This window comes from Bradyrhizobium ottawaense (genome assembly GCF_900099825.1).
Taxonomy (GTDB): Bacteria; Pseudomonadota; Alphaproteobacteria; order Rhizobiales; family Xanthobacteraceae; genus Bradyrhizobium; species Bradyrhizobium ottawaense_A.
The window spans coordinates 7554295-7566785 of sequence record NZ_LT629693.1 but is presented as its reverse complement, the minus strand read 5'-3'; the positions used below and the strand labels follow the sequence as shown (position 1 = coordinate 7566785).

The 12491-nt window shown below is 55.2% G+C and carries 23 protein-coding genes and 1 pseudogene; 9 read left to right on the top strand and 15 right to left on the bottom strand.

The window, feature by feature from the left end:
- Nucleotides 1-361 precede the first annotated feature (361 nt).
- Nucleotides 362-949: a hypothetical protein gene (locus BLR13_RS35790; protein WP_143039839.1), complete on the bottom strand. Its 588-nt coding sequence runs from the start codon at nucleotides 947-949 to the stop codon at nucleotides 362-364.
- A gap of 648 nt (nucleotides 950-1597) precedes the next feature.
- On the opposite strand from BLR13_RS35790, the gene BLR13_RS35785 reads away from it, so the two are divergent.
- From BLR13_RS35785 to BLR13_RS35765, 4 genes are all read left to right on the top strand, one after another.
- A complete protein-coding gene (locus BLR13_RS35785) occupies nucleotides 1598-1966 on the top strand; it encodes a hypothetical protein (protein ID WP_074830409.1) in 369 nt (122 codons plus the stop codon).
- Nucleotides 1967-2961: 995 nt separating this feature from the next.
- Nucleotides 2962-3453, top strand: coding sequence for a hypothetical protein (locus BLR13_RS35775; protein WP_074830414.1), 492 nt, complete (start codon nucleotides 2962-2964; stop codon nucleotides 3451-3453).
- Nucleotides 3454-3695: 242 nt separating this feature from the next.
- Nucleotides 3696-4235, top strand: coding sequence for a recombinase family protein (locus tag BLR13_RS35770; protein WP_074830416.1), 540 nt, complete (start codon nucleotides 3696-3698; stop codon nucleotides 4233-4235).
- A gap of 197 nt (nucleotides 4236-4432) precedes the next feature.
- Complete coding sequence (locus tag BLR13_RS35765; protein WP_074830419.1) at nucleotides 4433-4666, top strand: hypothetical protein; 234 nt, start codon at nucleotides 4433-4435, stop codon at nucleotides 4664-4666.
- 209 nt (nucleotides 4667-4875) lie between these two features.
- On the opposite strand, the gene BLR13_RS35760 is transcribed toward BLR13_RS35765, so the two are convergent.
- The 9 genes from BLR13_RS35760 to BLR13_RS35725 are packed head-to-tail and all read right to left on the bottom strand — an operon-like array spanning nucleotide 4876 to nucleotide 8307.
- On the bottom strand, nucleotides 4876-5070 hold the full coding sequence (locus BLR13_RS35760; RefSeq protein ID WP_074830421.1) for a hypothetical protein: 195 nt from the start codon (nucleotides 5068-5070) through the stop codon (nucleotides 4876-4878).
- Nucleotides 5067-5384 carry a hypothetical protein gene (locus BLR13_RS35755; RefSeq protein ID WP_074830423.1) on the bottom strand — a complete coding sequence of 106 codons (318 nt, stop codon included), beginning with the start codon at nucleotides 5382-5384 and terminating at the stop codon, nucleotides 5067-5069. The genes BLR13_RS35760 and BLR13_RS35755 overlap by 4 nt, the downstream gene beginning before the upstream one ends.
- Nucleotides 5377-5760: a hypothetical protein gene (locus BLR13_RS35750; RefSeq protein WP_143039840.1), complete on the bottom strand. Its 384-nt coding sequence runs from the start codon at nucleotides 5758-5760 to the stop codon at nucleotides 5377-5379. Before BLR13_RS35750 ends, BLR13_RS35755 begins: the two co-directional genes overlap by 8 nt.
- A 5-nt stretch (nucleotides 5761-5765) precedes the next feature.
- The gene (locus BLR13_RS35745) at nucleotides 5766-6005 is read right to left on the bottom strand and encodes a hypothetical protein (RefSeq protein ID WP_143039841.1); all 240 of its coding nucleotides are present in this window, start codon (nucleotides 6003-6005) and stop codon (nucleotides 5766-5768) included.
- A gap of 26 nt (nucleotides 6006-6031) precedes the next feature.
- Nucleotides 6032-6847 (bottom strand): hypothetical protein, encoded by an 816-nt coding sequence (locus tag BLR13_RS40810; protein ID WP_143039842.1) that lies wholly within the window; start codon nucleotides 6845-6847, stop codon nucleotides 6032-6034.
- Between the two features lie 2 nt (nucleotides 6848-6849).
- The gene (locus BLR13_RS35740) at nucleotides 6850-7053 is read right to left on the bottom strand and encodes a hypothetical protein (protein ID WP_091976953.1); all 204 of its coding nucleotides are present in this window, start codon (nucleotides 7051-7053) and stop codon (nucleotides 6850-6852) included.
- Between the two features lie 11 nt (nucleotides 7054-7064).
- Nucleotides 7065-7442 (bottom strand): hypothetical protein, encoded by a 378-nt coding sequence (locus BLR13_RS35735; protein ID WP_074830431.1) that lies wholly within the window; start codon nucleotides 7440-7442, stop codon nucleotides 7065-7067.
- On the bottom strand, nucleotides 7439-7840 hold the full coding sequence (locus BLR13_RS35730) for a hypothetical protein (protein ID WP_074830433.1): 402 nt from the start codon (nucleotides 7838-7840) through the stop codon (nucleotides 7439-7441). The genes BLR13_RS35735 and BLR13_RS35730 overlap by 4 nt, the downstream gene beginning before the upstream one ends.
- A gap of 2 nt (nucleotides 7841-7842) precedes the next feature.
- Nucleotides 7843-8307 carry a hypothetical protein gene (locus tag BLR13_RS35725; RefSeq protein WP_074830436.1) on the bottom strand — a complete coding sequence of 155 codons (465 nt, stop codon included), beginning with the start codon at nucleotides 8305-8307 and terminating at the stop codon, nucleotides 7843-7845.
- 138 nt (nucleotides 8308-8445) lie between these two features.
- Here BLR13_RS35725 and BLR13_RS35720 point away from each other — a divergent pair, with 138 nt between their 5' ends.
- Genes BLR13_RS35720 through BLR13_RS35710 form a run of 3 tightly spaced genes read left to right on the top strand, consistent with a single transcriptional unit; the run spans nucleotide 8446 to nucleotide 9216 of the window.
- On the top strand, nucleotides 8446-8661 hold the full coding sequence (locus tag BLR13_RS35720) for a cold-shock protein (RefSeq protein ID WP_074830439.1): 216 nt from the start codon (nucleotides 8446-8448) through the stop codon (nucleotides 8659-8661).
- 7 nt (nucleotides 8662-8668) lie between these two features.
- Entirely contained in the window at nucleotides 8669-8869 is a 201-nt protein-coding gene (locus BLR13_RS35715) for a hypothetical protein (RefSeq protein ID WP_143039843.1), read from the top strand.
- On the top strand, nucleotides 8869-9216 hold the full coding sequence (locus tag BLR13_RS35710; protein WP_143039844.1) for a hypothetical protein: 348 nt from the start codon (nucleotides 8869-8871) through the stop codon (nucleotides 9214-9216). Before BLR13_RS35715 ends, BLR13_RS35710 begins: the two co-directional genes overlap by 1 nt.
- Nucleotides 9217-9256: 40 nt before the next feature.
- Here the strand turns inward: BLR13_RS35710 and BLR13_RS35705 are convergent, their stop codons facing one another.
- From BLR13_RS35705 to BLR13_RS40805, 3 genes are read right to left on the bottom strand one after another with little or no spacing between them, the layout of a single operon-like run.
- Nucleotides 9257-9460, bottom strand: coding sequence for a hypothetical protein (locus tag BLR13_RS35705; protein ID WP_074830448.1), 204 nt, complete (start codon nucleotides 9458-9460; stop codon nucleotides 9257-9259).
- A gap of 17 nt (nucleotides 9461-9477) precedes the next feature.
- Nucleotides 9478-9705 (bottom strand): hypothetical protein, encoded by a 228-nt coding sequence (locus tag BLR13_RS35700; protein WP_074830452.1) that lies wholly within the window; start codon nucleotides 9703-9705, stop codon nucleotides 9478-9480.
- A gap of 35 nt (nucleotides 9706-9740) precedes the next feature.
- Nucleotides 9741-9959: a hypothetical protein gene (locus BLR13_RS40805; protein WP_074830454.1), complete on the bottom strand. Its 219-nt coding sequence runs from the start codon at nucleotides 9957-9959 to the stop codon at nucleotides 9741-9743.
- A gap of 370 nt (nucleotides 9960-10329) precedes the next feature.
- On the opposite strand from BLR13_RS40805, the gene BLR13_RS35695 reads away from it, so the two are divergent.
- Complete coding sequence (locus BLR13_RS35695) at nucleotides 10330-10722, top strand: type II toxin-antitoxin system RelE/ParE family toxin (RefSeq protein WP_074830457.1); 393 nt, start codon at nucleotides 10330-10332, stop codon at nucleotides 10720-10722.
- A 34-nt stretch (nucleotides 10723-10756) separates the two neighbouring features.
- The gene (locus tag BLR13_RS35690) at nucleotides 10757-11050 is read left to right on the top strand and encodes a helix-turn-helix domain-containing protein (RefSeq protein ID WP_074832379.1); all 294 of its coding nucleotides are present in this window, start codon (nucleotides 10757-10759) and stop codon (nucleotides 11048-11050) included.
- 482 nt (nucleotides 11051-11532) lie between these two features.
- Here BLR13_RS35690 and BLR13_RS35685 read toward each other — a convergent pair whose 3' ends face one another.
- Nucleotides 11533-11709, bottom strand: a complete 177-nt coding sequence (locus BLR13_RS35685; RefSeq protein WP_157793757.1) for a hypothetical protein — start codon at nucleotides 11707-11709, stop codon at nucleotides 11533-11535.
- A 313-nt stretch (nucleotides 11710-12022) separates the two neighbouring features.
- A pseudogene (locus BLR13_RS35680) lies at nucleotides 12023-12448 on the bottom strand (ComEC/Rec2 family competence protein); the annotation flags it as partial.
- Nucleotides 12449-12491 lie beyond the last annotated feature (43 nt).

The following is a 12491-nucleotide window of genomic DNA, read 5'->3' as shown; positions in this document are numbered from 1 at the left end:
CCCCCCGAGGGGGGGCGAAGTGTGTTCTCCGCTCTCCCTTCCACCACCTGCCATGGACACTGAAGTAAGGAAGGAAGAGGAAACAACTCTTACTTGATTCCGCCAGAACCGCTGTTGTGGAGCGCAGCGGAGCAATAGTGGTTCAAGGGATTTTTCAGGGTTACTTGATGATTTAATCCACATAAAAAAGTAGAACCTTACTTCTTGGTATAGCCTTCCACGTAGCCCCACAAACAGGGCGGAGGTGGAAGGCTACTTACCTTGAAGTTAGTAGAGGTACGAATACTGCTAGAGATTTCGTTTTGCGGTTTTGATCGCCTCTACGATACGAGAGCTGAAATCGTCGAGGGGATATTCAGGGCTATGGAGGCGACACGTTCCAGTCCGGGTGATCCCGAAAAAACGCCCAAAGCCGGTCGCTGAGGCCAAGGCCGGATTCGGCAATGGCCATGACCTCTTCGACATAATACCACTTGTGAGAAACAGTCAGTTTGCCTTGGGCCTTGTAGGTGATTTTGAGGGCGGAATCATCACCGCTGGCGCCCTTCCAATCGCCGTGGGTGAGTTTGTTTCGCTCCCCTATGAATTTGTCTGCATCTGACATGATTTTGTTGAATGCCGACTTCGCGGCCGGGTTTTTGACGCTTAGTTCGGCAATCACCTTTAGTACGTCCAATTTGGTGCCAAGCGTACTAAAGCGGGCCGAAATGATGGACCCCTTGTCAGGGTGGTCAAAGCTGAAAAATGTATATATCGCCTGATCAATTGCGTGTTCAAACGTCGCTGCCCAAACCATGAGGTAGCCGAGAGGTTTCAGAAACTTTTTCGGAACAAGCGTTCCCGCCACGTAATCGCGGTGCGCTTGCTTAACTTCTTCTAACGCGTTGGGTGATAATCTTCTTCGTCGCGATGGTGTTTTCAAGGGAGCGCGAGATGAGCGTGAAGCCATTTAGAAAATCCCTTGGGATGATAAATACACCGAGAAAGAAGCCAAAGAGCGCTTTGAAGCCGCGCTCAAGAGCGCAATGAACGCACCGCACAAGCCGCTGAAGGAAAAGGCGAAGAAACGGGAGACCAGCAAGCCAGCCTCCCGCCCTCGTTCACGTCAAAAGATAAACAAATAGCGCAACGGCCCGAAGGCAGGCGGCTACGTCCACTTTTACAGAACACCGGATGATGAGTTGCTTGCGCATCTCGTGGTCCTCCGGGTAGCAGCGCGCCGCCTACCCAAAAGGTTTGCGGTTAAGCTCCCATCGAACGAATAAGCCGTCGTTCATGGGTGCATCGGCCCACTATTGGCGTTCTAGAACCGCCTCCAGTAGCCCCCATGTCGCCCCCGGGTATCCTCCCGCCAGCGTGTTTGATACGCCGTCGTCGGGGCCGGGCCATGGGCCTACAGGTTGCCCGCATCGTCCCTCTCGCCGTGGTGTACGGCGGTGCTAGCGGACCCGCAGTGCAACCATGATGGGCCGACTCTCTACTTTGAGTCGAGTGGCAAACGATCTTGTCCGCCGCAGAATTTTTGCAAATTTTTGGACGGCGGGCCGATTGGCGGTAAACTCCCCCACCATCTCCGTCCTGAAATGGGAGAAATCAAATGTGGCTGATGCTCTCAGATTGTTTTTTCTCAATCGTGGCCAAGGATTGCCAGCCCGATGAATTGTTGGTCAGGGCTCGGCGCGCTGGAGATATCGAGAAGGTATTCCCAGATGCCAAGGTAACCCGGAACACCAAGAGTGATTATCTGTATCGGGCAGTTCTACCACGCGATGTGGTGAAACAGGCCTTGGCCACCATGATCGACAAGATCGATTACCCGAACTTCAAGGATAGTGTTGAAGACAGCTCCCTGCATGCCGCCTATGCCGGTGTCTGGCACTCCATGGCAGGACTACAGCATCCGCCGCCAGACATAGAGCGGGCGACCCATGCAAGGTCAGCTCTAACCTCGAAACACACACCGTAGCGCTTGTGTGGCGACTCAGCCGAGTCCGCTGGTGCGATTTTTCGAATGGCCAGTATCAAGGGAGTCCCGGCAGCAAACGCCGCTGGAACAACATCAAGAACAATCTGGACTTCATGGAAGTCAGCCAAGACGGCGACGAGGAAGGTATCCTGAAGCTTGAGAGAATGCCGACCCCGCCAGAAGCCAAAACCATCAGGGCAGTGGTTGGCTTGCGATCAGCAACCCATCTCACCGAGGAACAGCGGACCGAGCTACGGGAAAGGTTAAACGCCTCCAGCCAAAGGGGGGTTTAAGGGCCGCCCGTGAGTTATTCCTGATGGCCGGTTGTTGGGGAGCCGCCCCGCCAGGGCGACTCCCCTAAGCCCTCTAAAGGCTTCTGAAATCCTGTTTCAGGATTGTTTCGTGAGTTAATCGATGGATATTATTACGAGAGAGAAGGCCAAGGCTATTGAACTTCAGAGGTACCTCAGATGCGCAAGTGGTCGTCACCCCTTAGATTCATAAAGGACCCTTTCTGCAATTTTTTTTGGAATTCATTTTTGGCGTCATATGTGGTGGTGGACAGGGAATTTCAGAACGCGCCACCCCCTTGCTCATTAGCGCCCCCACCCGTTGGACCCAGACACCCAATCTAGATTTCAATCCAGCCTGAAAGGCTGGCATCCGATCCACCGTCACAGCAGCGTAGCTGATCGATCAATCATTGATCGTTGCTGCCTCACGCTTGCGCCTGCGATTAATACTCACGCGATGGCAGGCCACCCCCAAGCCCCATAGCCCGGCCTATTTCGCCAGCAGGCGCGGTGTAGATACCGCAGGCGAGTGAGCTTGCGCCTGCATGCGTCCCCCGGCGAAAGGCGGCGATCAAGTCGTCGTGACCTTTCGGTCACGGTTACATGGGCATGCGCGAGCCGTGCGTGCGTGATCCCGCATCACACGATGGGGTAGGTCGATGTCGAACGGCACGGCCAGCAACCCCACTTCGGAGAAGTGCAATGGCAACTCGTACCCCAAAGTCCCCCGAAACCAAGCCCACCACTCAGGCGGCAGAGCTTCCCGCCAGCCCCATGCCAACCCTTACGGCAGAAGCGTTGGCAAGCTTGCTGGCAGAGGTCGCCAGCCAGAAGGCTGAGATAGCGAAGCTCTATGCAGAGCTTACCAGCAAGCCTGAGAAGCCCGCCGCTAATGGCAAATCAGAGGTTAGTACCCTCAATGACGCCAAGGTGCTGAAGGTCCTCAAGAAGCAGGGCTTCAAGGATGTAAGGCCCCGGGAGAACGTCCTCACTTTCCAGAAGTGGATCGAGGCCGGACGAAGGCCAATCGAAGGATCACATGCCCTCAAGATCAATAACTTGAGGCTGTTCCATATCAGCCAGACACGGCCTTTGGAGAAGGCGGATCAAGCCAAGATGAAAGAGCAGAAGGCGGCCCATGAGGCCCGTAAGAACAGCAAGGTTGTTCCGATCAATGCCGGAGCGCCGCAATGACGCACCATCAGATGGTCCACGTCATCCTCGATCTGGTCGTACCGGGCACGATCCTTACCGCCATAGCCATCATGATGACAGCGGTGTTCTTGAACCTCTGAAAAACCACGGGGAGGTCTTCGGGTCTCCCCCTTTTTTGTGTGAGGCTGTGCAAAATCCACGAATGACGCACAACCGGACGGCCCCTGATCTGGCAGGGTTTTTCCTGTGCAGAAATGACGTGCAATAATGGAGGCGGAGAAATGGAATTCGGATATGCGAGAGTATCGTCTGAAGGCCAATCCCTGACGGCGCAGGTTGCAGAGCTTAAGGCGGCTGGCTGCCATGAAATCTATCAGGAGAAGATCAGCGGGGCGAAATCTCACCGCAAACAACTCACGCGCCTGATCGCCCGTCTTGGGCAAGGTGACGTGCTCGTGGTCACTCGCCTTGATCGCTTGGCAAGGTCCACTCGCGATCTGCTGAACCTGCTCGGCACCATTGCCGATAAGGGAACGGGATTCCGGTCACTCCGGGATGCATGGGCGAATACCGAAACGCCGCATGGTCGCTTGATGCTGACAGTCTTGGGCGGTCTGGCTGAATTTGAACGGGAGTTGATCCGTAGCCGCACCGGCGAAGGCCGGGCCCGCGCCAGGGCGCGGGGCGTGGTCATGGGCCGTAAGCCAAAACTGACCTATCACCAGCGGCAGGAAGCCATTGCAAGGCGAAATGCCGGGGAGACCCTAACCGAAATTGGACGGTCCTATAACGTCAGCCACAGCACCATCAGCAGGCTGTGAAACTAAAACGCGCCAGAGGCCATGGGTGAAGGCCGCCAGCGCGTCATAGGCAGCGCAAACATTATAGCATAAACGAAAATTTCGGAGGAAGGCCGAGGGGCACCCGGTCAAAACCGCTCCCTTTTCGGTATGGCCCGTTTAACTATAGGCTAGCTTCCGGGCTGGAAAATGCCCCCGTCGGGGCGCATATTTGTGGGATGCCCGAATATGTGGATGAAGCCTTTACGGTGCTGGTCCATATCCACGGTAGTGGAGAATCGCCCATGCGCGAGACCTATGTCGTCGGCTGCCCCACGCGCGAGGAAGCAGAAGCGCGGATCAGGGGCCTATATCCCACGGAGTTGGAGGTTAGAGTTTTTGCCACTCCCCTCAGCGTAAGCGAAACCAAGGAGCAAAAATTGATGGCGGGGGAATTCCGGCCATGGCAATGACCCTCCCCAAACGCCCTAGGGATAGGCCTCGCTACACCCAGTCCTACAGCCAATTTATCGGTAGAACTGATGACCTCGAATTACCCATTACAGGTCGATTTGTTCGGTCCCCGTGTCATGGTAATATTCCACTACCGGACGGATGTACTCCGGTTCACGATAGAGGCCTCGGGGCTTGCCGTAGCTCCGGGGCCTTATTCCTTCCGGGACTAAACCCCAACAACCATGGGCCGGTACTGGATACGGTATTTCCATCTATTGGAGGCGGTATCATAGGTCGGGTGGATAGTTGCTATCTTGCGGTCCTCAGTATTCATCCAATCGAAGCTTTCAGGAACGGAAGGTTTATTAAATCCCTGCTCCGTTAGGGCTTGTTCGGCTTTGGCTGAAGAGTCGAACTTCATGTTGAAATCCAGCCCTTCCGTTTCCGCCTATCGTATGCGTCTTGCCAAGCCTGATAGTCGAGGGTTCCGGGCTCATAGGTGCAGAGGGATTCCCTTTCGGGTAAAGCTTCAGTGGCAGCCTCAAGGGTCATATCCGCCGCCTGTTCCAGTCCCGCTACCCGTAACTCGCTGGCAGCCCTGTCCAGGTATTCCCGGTCAACACCGCCAATGACTTGTTCGAGCACCTTTTGCAGCGCGTCTGGACCTAGCTGACTGAATACGTAGCCAAGGATTTCATCTGCCGTTTCAAACTTCTCAAAGTCATCATCAGTCATCGTCTGAGAACTCCGCGTCACGGCGCTCAGCTTCAAGCTCGATAGCGGGGGGGTCTGCCCCAATCATCGACTTTGCTATCCTGTAAGCCTCCAGAAATTCCTTGGGGTCTTGGAGATCATAGCTGGCGAAGAGAGATACCTGCGTTAGCGAAGCTTCCATCTTGGCAGGCATCAGGTTGGCAACCACCTTCAAATAAACATCCGGTTTATCGCTGCGAACCTTGGCAATAACTCCAACGCCATGCTGTTCAAAATCCTGATACAGCGCATCAATAAACTCTGTAGCCAGCTTGGAACGGCTGCCCTTGGGACGGCCGGGACCACCTTTTTTGCCGATTATAAAATGGCCCTTCTCATTCCTTTCAGGTTTGCTCATAGCCATCATCGCCCCTTAGCTGTAAGCCGTGGCGGAGTTGCTTTGGCTTCAGCTATGTACGCCTGCAAGAGTTCCGTGAACCTGCTGCCAGACTCATCTATTCTGCGGAGAAGGTCTTTGGAGGGACCGTTGCGGCGGAGAACTTGAACATTTACAAGAAGGACGTTGATCGCGTTTTCCATCTCCTTAAGCATCTCATCAAACGCCGTCTGGCGTTGCCATTCCTGACGCTCAGCCTCAGTCATGTTTGGTCCGGGAGCGTAATACGACATTACGGCTGGCCCCCATGATAGTTGCCATTTTCCTTTTCTTCCCGGAGACGGAGAAGCTGTTCGGCATATTCTCTAGGGGTAATGCCGCTAAAAGCGGCGGCCTCAAGTTGGGCCTTCGATAACCGGACTGTACCGGGGCGATCTCCATAAGAGTTGTAGGAGCCGTTAGCGAAGGTATCTCTGCTTGGTGGAGCACTGACGAGACTGGAACGATTGCGCTCTGCTGGCCCAAGCTGTTCTGGTTCTACGTAGCCGCCACGATCAACTTGCTTTGGTGCTTTTCTCTCTGGCGGTTTATGTAAACGATCCAAGAGATGATTTTCAAAGCTGGCCCGGACTGCTTGATGATATTCCCGCGTGTTTGGATTCAAGCCTTGGCGTTCAACATCCCTGACGGCTTCAGCGGTGATAGCTGGAAATTCGATTAGCTCATTTAAGTGCTCGGCGTCATCCTCGCTGACACCTTGCCGCCGCCAGAGTTGCAGCCGTTCCTCGGGGGTTCCAGGTAATGCAGTCGGCGCTGGTGCAGCCTGCCTCTGACGCTGAATCTGTTCAGCATTGCGGAGATCCTCAATCTGCTTCAGGAAAGCAGAGGAGGCCTCATCAGTTGGAACATCAATACTAGTGGTATGTTGTTGCGGAGACTCGACGGCATTTAATAAGTGCTCCGTCGCTTTGTCCGCGGCAATATCCGCCAGAGCGGTATCAACTTGGACCTCAAGAGGTTCCGGCGTTATCGTCCCCGCCACAGAGCCATCAGAGCGAACAACACCACCATCCCGAAATTTCTTATAACGTGATCGCAGTCTTGGCATGGCTATCCCGCTTGCTGATTGGCATCGTCAGCTAACTGCTGAAGAGTTAGATAACCTTCGCTCAACAGAAGCTTGTTGACTGCTTTGCGGACAAGGGCGCTTTGAGTTGTGCTTTCAATCAGCATCGCACGGTCAAATGCGACACCAGCAGCGCGACAAAGCCCTCCAGTTACCTCAAAAGGAAGGGCGGCCTTCTTCCGTCCCATGATCGCCCCCGTTAATCGATAAGTCTTCCTGATTGCTTGATCGGCGGAGACTCCATTGGCCTAGTAGACGTTTTCAGCCTCTCAGGCCGTGACTGGCCTCCGTGCAAAAGTCCGGGATCACTGAAATCCAAAAGCTGGCCGCTGCCCCAACATTCCGAAAAACGATCCAGCAACCGCTTCTTGTCATAAGGGTCAAACCGGCGATCCCGCTCGATGGCTTCAGCTAAATCCTTCTTGGCCTCACTCAGACTTCCGTTATGCCGGTTGATAGCCCTTGAATGGGCCTGTCCCATATAAACCCGCATGTCCCTATGGTCTTCCCGCATGTCTTCAGGAACACCCTGTGCGCCGTTTGTATATGCTGCCCAATCTCTGATGATGCCCATCATGGCTTTCCGTGATAGTCACCTCTGGCCTTGGCCTGGGCGAGCTTGCGTAGCTGATTGACATTCTCCTCATATGTAATCCCGCCACCGATCTTGGCGGTAGCACTGGTGTCGTTGAGCATCAGCCGGACATCCTCGGGAGTCATCTCTTCAGACTTTTTGGTACGCCAAGCATCAGAGCTTGGAGCAGTGGGAGCTTGCCGAGCTTCCGTGTACTGCTGAAACAGCCTGTTCAGGTTTTCACCCTCTCTATCGATGTTCGCAATCTCCTGAATTTTCTCTGCTGCATATTCAAGATCGCCATTGGCTTCAGCGTAAGCTAGGTGAGCCTCTGCCTGCTTGCGGGTGACAATCAACTGCTTGCCACGATGCCGGGCCGCTTCATCATTAAAGTCTGCCATGATTAATCCTCACCGTAAGTTTTATGAGCCGCTGAGAACGGAGATTTGTTGCAGTCCTGACCAGTGCCAGTGAAGCGTCCACTTGGATGCGGATACTTAGCCGTACCATCTGTCTTTTCACCGGCCTCTGACCGCTTGCGGGCCGCCTCTTGACCGGAGATGCCGTGCTTGGCGTCGGGATTTTGGTTCCTTGAGCCATAGATGTGCTGACTATCGCCACCACCCCGAAGGAAAGCGCGTTCACCCTTCAAGGGAACATCGTTTGTGTAGTTCCGATGCCTTGCCTCCTCTACAAACTGCGGGGGCTGAGTTTCATGGCCGATCCATTCTTTGCTGTCATGCCGGATCGTCTTCCTGCCCTTGGCATAGACGGCATCAATGGCCCTTGGACTGAGGGGGCCTCTATCAGCCTCGACGGTGCGCCTACCCCGTTCGTGCGAAGGCGACATTTCCCTGAATTTAGCCATTATCCCGATACCCCCAGTAAGTATAACCCTTGGCGTTCGAGGGTATTATACTATATAATGTGCCGCATGCAAAGATGAATACTAGTGGTGGAAAGTAATGAGGAACAATATTGAAACAATTACTTGGGGGATTACCTGATGCCGTTCGGACGGGTCAAATCCTACGAGCCTCACAATGGGTACGGCTTCATCATCCCGGATCACGGTGGAGAAGATGTTTTCGTTCACGCCAAGGCCGTCGAGCGTGCGGACATCTGGGTGTTAAGCGTCGGGCAAAGGCTCAGCTATGAACTCAGGCCACGTAAACAGGGCGGCAAATGCTCCGCTGAAAACCTGAAAGAGATTGGGGATTGAAATGCCAATGAACGAACCCGAGAACTTCTCTTATCTGATTGATGATCCGGTGTTTTGGTCGCTGCTGATGAAGCGGCTGTCAGGCGGCGTGGACGCCAAGCACGATGCCGCCGTCATACAGTCTCTCTGCGATACGCTGAGAATCCCGAAGAAGCTTGTTCTGGCCCAATTGATGTACCTGCACCCACCGGCCAGGGGCACGCATTGATGGCCCGCCCCGGAGCCAATCCATTCCAGCCCAAACAGCCACCGCTCAGTCAGAGGCAGCGTGAACTATGGGGACGGCTCAACAAATGCATTATGGCGAATGGTGGATGGATTGTGAGCCAGGCCGATGTCAGCCCGATCCGATTTGAAGCCCCGCTGAATTCTGAATTGCCGGAATTGCTACGGCAGGCCGGGCATTGGGTGATCGATAACGGGACGCATGAACGACTTATGCCAATCACCGAAACGCTGAAGGAGCATGGGCGGAACAATACGATCAAGCGCCAACAAGTTGGCGTCGGCATCGTCAACGTCTGGCAATTTGACCTGCCGCCAATTCAGCCATGACGCCAGAGCAGCGCGCGCCGAGGCGCGGCGGGTCGCTCCACTATGGCTGTCGATCATTCGGTGTAGCATCGATGAAATCAGAATAGAGCCAGATCAGGCCGACCCCAAGAACAAGCCCCGCAGCGCCAGCCGCCTTGAAGGAAATGACCGCACAAAAGAACAGCATATAAATAGACGCAACGGCGCCGGCCACCGTCAGAACCAACGCCAAGACCAAGCTGATAACTCTGCGCATCTTGCTCATTGTCTGCCATCCGGAGCTTAGACGATTATCCTCATTGCCATGCACAAAGCCGACAGACCGCTCAGTCCGGCAGCCCAACGGTTCATCCTCGCCGAACGTTTGATCGCCATGTAGAGCGGATCGGTCGCTGGCGCGGCATCAAAATACGAAACCATTGGCGGTAGGTCGCCGTAGGCCGAAGCGAACCAGAACGCCGCTGCACCAAATGCGAACAGCGCGGCCGCGATATCCAACCAATATTCCATGCGATATTACTTCTATTGGTTGCGACCAGAATGCTTCAGCAAAAAATGACTTGACCGGGGTTGCGCGCGGCAATGCCACCAATGTCCAATGCACTGAAACACGCAGAATTATGTACCTTCAACGTAGCGCCATCGGACAACCGTGCCGCAATGCCGCCGAGGTCCAGCGCCGAAAACTGTTGTCCGTTCACTTCCAAGCTTCCGCCCCTCGCAGCGATCCCGCCGAGGTCTAATGCCGACAAATGCTGAATCATTTTTTCCGTCCTCCCGAATCAGGAGCACAGGTTGCCACAAAGGCGGACGTTGAAAGGAAGTTGTACCCTGGATATTCGCTCGTAATTCACAGCGCTGGGGCCGAGGCCTTAGCTTAACCGCCGCGTCTCGAATGGCGATCAGGTGAGCCGCGTAGCGGCGCTGGCGATGAAGCGCGGCAAGTCGGTGGACTTCACCGGATACTGGCAGCGACATCAAACCCCGTAATTTTACGGGAACCGGAGGGTTAGTACGTCGTTGACATACGTCCGTCAATGACGTATAACATCACTGGGCGAAAAGCCTTTTGCAGGGAGGAGCGGAACATGAGGGTAGCGATGGCCACTCGGTGCGAAACACGGGGAATGAAAAATGTTCGGGGCTACAAATTACGGAATCACTATTGTTGAGTTGCGTTCCTTTCAGAATGATGCGGACAAGATTTTCGACGAACAAGAACGAGAAGACCTATCGGACTTTATTTCCGCCAATCCAGTCTTTGGGGACGTCATCCCCGGGACAGGCGGAATTAGGAAGCTGCGCTGGAGAGCGCGGGGTAGCGGCAAACGAGGCGGAGCGCGTGTAATATATTATTTCCGCGATCTGAACATGCCGGTCTTTCTTTTGGCGGTCTATGCCAAGGGCGAGAAAATGAATTTGACGATGCATGAGCGCGAACTCATGCAACGCGTTGTGGAGACGCTGGTTCGTGAACAGGCGGCAAGGTCGATATACAGATTGGCCGCGCTCCGCGATCCAGCTTAAAATAAGAGAATGCCAAGTTGCCATGGAGGGCAAAATGAGCGGTCGAAAGATACTGGATGGACTGGCCGAAGCGGTCGAGTTCACGCGCGGCCGAAAAAATGGTGCGGTTGTACGGGAAGTCAGAGTTCCTGAGAGCATTGACGTTCAGGCTGTGCGTAAGAAGCTAAAAATGTCTCAGACGGAGTTTGCGGTTCGTTTTGGGTTTACGCTGTCCACTGTGCGGAATTGGGAACAGGGCCATCGCCGACCTGAAGGGCCAGCGAGAGTGTTGCTGAAGATTATTGATAAGAACCCCGATGTAGTTGAAAGGGCCCTCGCTGTCGGCTGACCTTTCGCAAATTGACAAGAAGGCAAAAGCCCGGTTCAGCCGGGCTTTTTCTTTAACCTGTTAGCCGCCACTTCGCCGGGGCGCGCCTCTCCCACGATCTCCGCTCCCTGCCCTCATGGCTCTTAAGTCCGTGCTGGATGCTGAAGGCGACGCTTTGAACGCACTTAATAAAACTGTCATATACGGCTGTTAGCCGGGGGCTGTTGTGACGCTTTGGAAACTCGTCATAGCGACTTAACCCCGCTCGCGGTTCGAGCGGGGTATTTTTGTTGGCCGCCTCAGTTGGCGGCCTCTTTCAATCTCCACCGCGCCGGTATCCCCTCCTTAACTTGTTGGATACCATAGCCAACGACGCTGCGGGATTTGGGGCGACGAGTCAGTTTGGTGTCAGCTCCAAGTCGCATACTCCCTCAGCGCCCGTTCTCAGCGGTGGGCTAGGGGGAAACCCCGCCGGGGACCGACCTCCACGGCGGGGTTTTTCTTTAGCTGGCCGCCAATCGCCACCGCGCAGGTCTGGCCTCACCAACAATCTCCACTCCGTTGCCCTCATGGTTCTTGAGCCCGTGCTGTACGGCTAGGGCGATGCTCTGGACGTCCGCCTTGGCGGCTTCGATGCCCTCAGCCTTGAGGATGGCTTCGGCCAGCTCCGCCGTCGTCATCGGCCCCGTGGCCGTCCTGAGCGCGTCCACAGCCCGCCTATATGCCTATATAGAGTGCGGCGCTTGAACCACTTGTTGGGCTGGCGCTTCACGGCAATGCGTCCCAAGGAAGCGGCCCGATGCCAGCGGCTGTAAAGGAAACGCGCGACGGCTTGCATGCCTTGGCCCGTGCGGGCGGAACGGTACGCGAACAGGCAAAAACCGGTTCGGGACTTTTTTCGGGACTTTTTGCCGCCAAACCCGGTCTTTTGCCCCGTTTTGTTCGGTTTTCGTGCCACGCACCTGGAAGGGCAACATTGCAAAAACCCTTTATTTACAGGGGTTCTTCTGCCGGGAACGGCAGGATTGAGAACTGCGCCACCAAGCTCTGAAAGCTCGGATGGACCAAGGCCTCCGGCGCGATCGCGAGCACGATCATGGCCGCGACCGCGAGCGTGCGGAAGGTGACGGCGCGGCGGTCGACCATGACCGCGATCAGCACCACCGCTGTCATGAAGAACGACCGTTGCGTCGCGACCTCGGCGCCCGACAGCAGCAGATAGAAGGCGGCGGCCACCACGGCCGCCGCCGCCGACCATTTCTTGATCGGATGGGCGGCGGTCAGCGCCGGAAACAGCGCCAGCAGCGCCCGCACCGCAAAGAACACGACGCCGGCGACGACAGCCATGTGGTAGCCGGAGATATGGCAACCGGAGGGAAATATGTGCAATTGTAAAGGATTAGAGCAGTTTCGCTTCCCAAATTGTGAGCGCGGGAAGCGCATGGGAAGCACTGGCCGCCAT

What these genes read in the sequence shown, in the direction of transcription:
- BLR13_RS35790 (WP_143039839.1), bottom strand. Translation starts at nt 949, where the DNA reads ATGGCTTCACGCTCATCTCGCGCTCCCTTGAAAACACCATCGCGACGA.
- BLR13_RS35785 (WP_074830409.1), top strand. Translation starts at nt 1,598, where the DNA reads ATGTGGCTGATGCTCTCAGATTGTTTTTTCTCAATCGTGGCCAAGGAT.
- BLR13_RS35775 (WP_074830414.1), top strand. Translation starts at nt 2,962, where the DNA reads ATGGCAACTCGTACCCCAAAGTCCCCCGAAACCAAGCCCACCACTCAG.
- BLR13_RS35770 (WP_074830416.1), top strand. Translation starts at nt 3,696, where the DNA reads ATGGAATTCGGATATGCGAGAGTATCGTCTGAAGGCCAATCCCTGACG.
- BLR13_RS35765 (WP_074830419.1), top strand. Translation starts at nt 4,433, where the DNA reads ATGCCCGAATATGTGGATGAAGCCTTTACGGTGCTGGTCCATATCCAC.
- BLR13_RS35760 (WP_074830421.1), bottom strand. Translation starts at nt 5,070, where the DNA reads ATGAAGTTCGACTCTTCAGCCAAAGCCGAACAAGCCCTAACGGAGCAG.
- BLR13_RS35755 (WP_074830423.1), bottom strand. Translation starts at nt 5,384, where the DNA reads ATGACTGATGATGACTTTGAGAAGTTTGAAACGGCAGATGAAATCCTT.
- BLR13_RS35750 (WP_143039840.1), bottom strand. Translation starts at nt 5,760, where the DNA reads ATGAGCAAACCTGAAAGGAATGAGAAGGGCCATTTTATAATCGGCAAA.
- BLR13_RS35745 (WP_143039841.1), bottom strand. Translation starts at nt 6,005, where the DNA reads ATGACTGAGGCTGAGCGTCAGGAATGGCAACGCCAGACGGCGTTTGAT.
- BLR13_RS40810 (WP_143039842.1), bottom strand. Translation starts at nt 6,847, where the DNA reads ATGCCAAGACTGCGATCACGTTATAAGAAATTTCGGGATGGTGGTGTT.
- BLR13_RS35740 (WP_091976953.1), bottom strand. Translation starts at nt 7,053, where the DNA reads ATGGGACGGAAGAAGGCCGCCCTTCCTTTTGAGGTAACTGGAGGGCTT.
- BLR13_RS35735 (WP_074830431.1), bottom strand. Translation starts at nt 7,442, where the DNA reads ATGATGGGCATCATCAGAGATTGGGCAGCATATACAAACGGCGCACAG.
- BLR13_RS35730 (WP_074830433.1), bottom strand. Translation starts at nt 7,840, where the DNA reads ATGGCAGACTTTAATGATGAAGCGGCCCGGCATCGTGGCAAGCAGTTG.
- BLR13_RS35725 (WP_074830436.1), bottom strand. Translation starts at nt 8,307, where the DNA reads ATGGCTAAATTCAGGGAAATGTCGCCTTCGCACGAACGGGGTAGGCGC.
- BLR13_RS35720 (WP_074830439.1), top strand. Translation starts at nt 8,446, where the DNA reads ATGCCGTTCGGACGGGTCAAATCCTACGAGCCTCACAATGGGTACGGC.
- BLR13_RS35715 (WP_143039843.1), top strand. Translation starts at nt 8,669, where the DNA reads ATGAACGAACCCGAGAACTTCTCTTATCTGATTGATGATCCGGTGTTT.
- BLR13_RS35710 (WP_143039844.1), top strand. Translation starts at nt 8,869, where the DNA reads ATGGCCCGCCCCGGAGCCAATCCATTCCAGCCCAAACAGCCACCGCTC.
- BLR13_RS35705 (WP_074830448.1), bottom strand. Translation starts at nt 9,460, where the DNA reads ATGAGCAAGATGCGCAGAGTTATCAGCTTGGTCTTGGCGTTGGTTCTG.
- BLR13_RS35700 (WP_074830452.1), bottom strand. Translation starts at nt 9,705, where the DNA reads ATGGAATATTGGTTGGATATCGCGGCCGCGCTGTTCGCATTTGGTGCA.
- BLR13_RS40805 (WP_074830454.1), bottom strand. Translation starts at nt 9,959, where the DNA reads ATGATTCAGCATTTGTCGGCATTAGACCTCGGCGGGATCGCTGCGAGG.
- BLR13_RS35695 (WP_074830457.1), top strand. Translation starts at nt 10,330, where the DNA reads ATGTTCGGGGCTACAAATTACGGAATCACTATTGTTGAGTTGCGTTCC.
- BLR13_RS35690 (WP_074832379.1), top strand. Translation starts at nt 10,757, where the DNA reads ATGAGCGGTCGAAAGATACTGGATGGACTGGCCGAAGCGGTCGAGTTC.
- BLR13_RS35685 (WP_157793757.1), bottom strand. Translation starts at nt 11,709, where the DNA reads ATGACGACGGCGGAGCTGGCCGAAGCCATCCTCAAGGCTGAGGGCATC.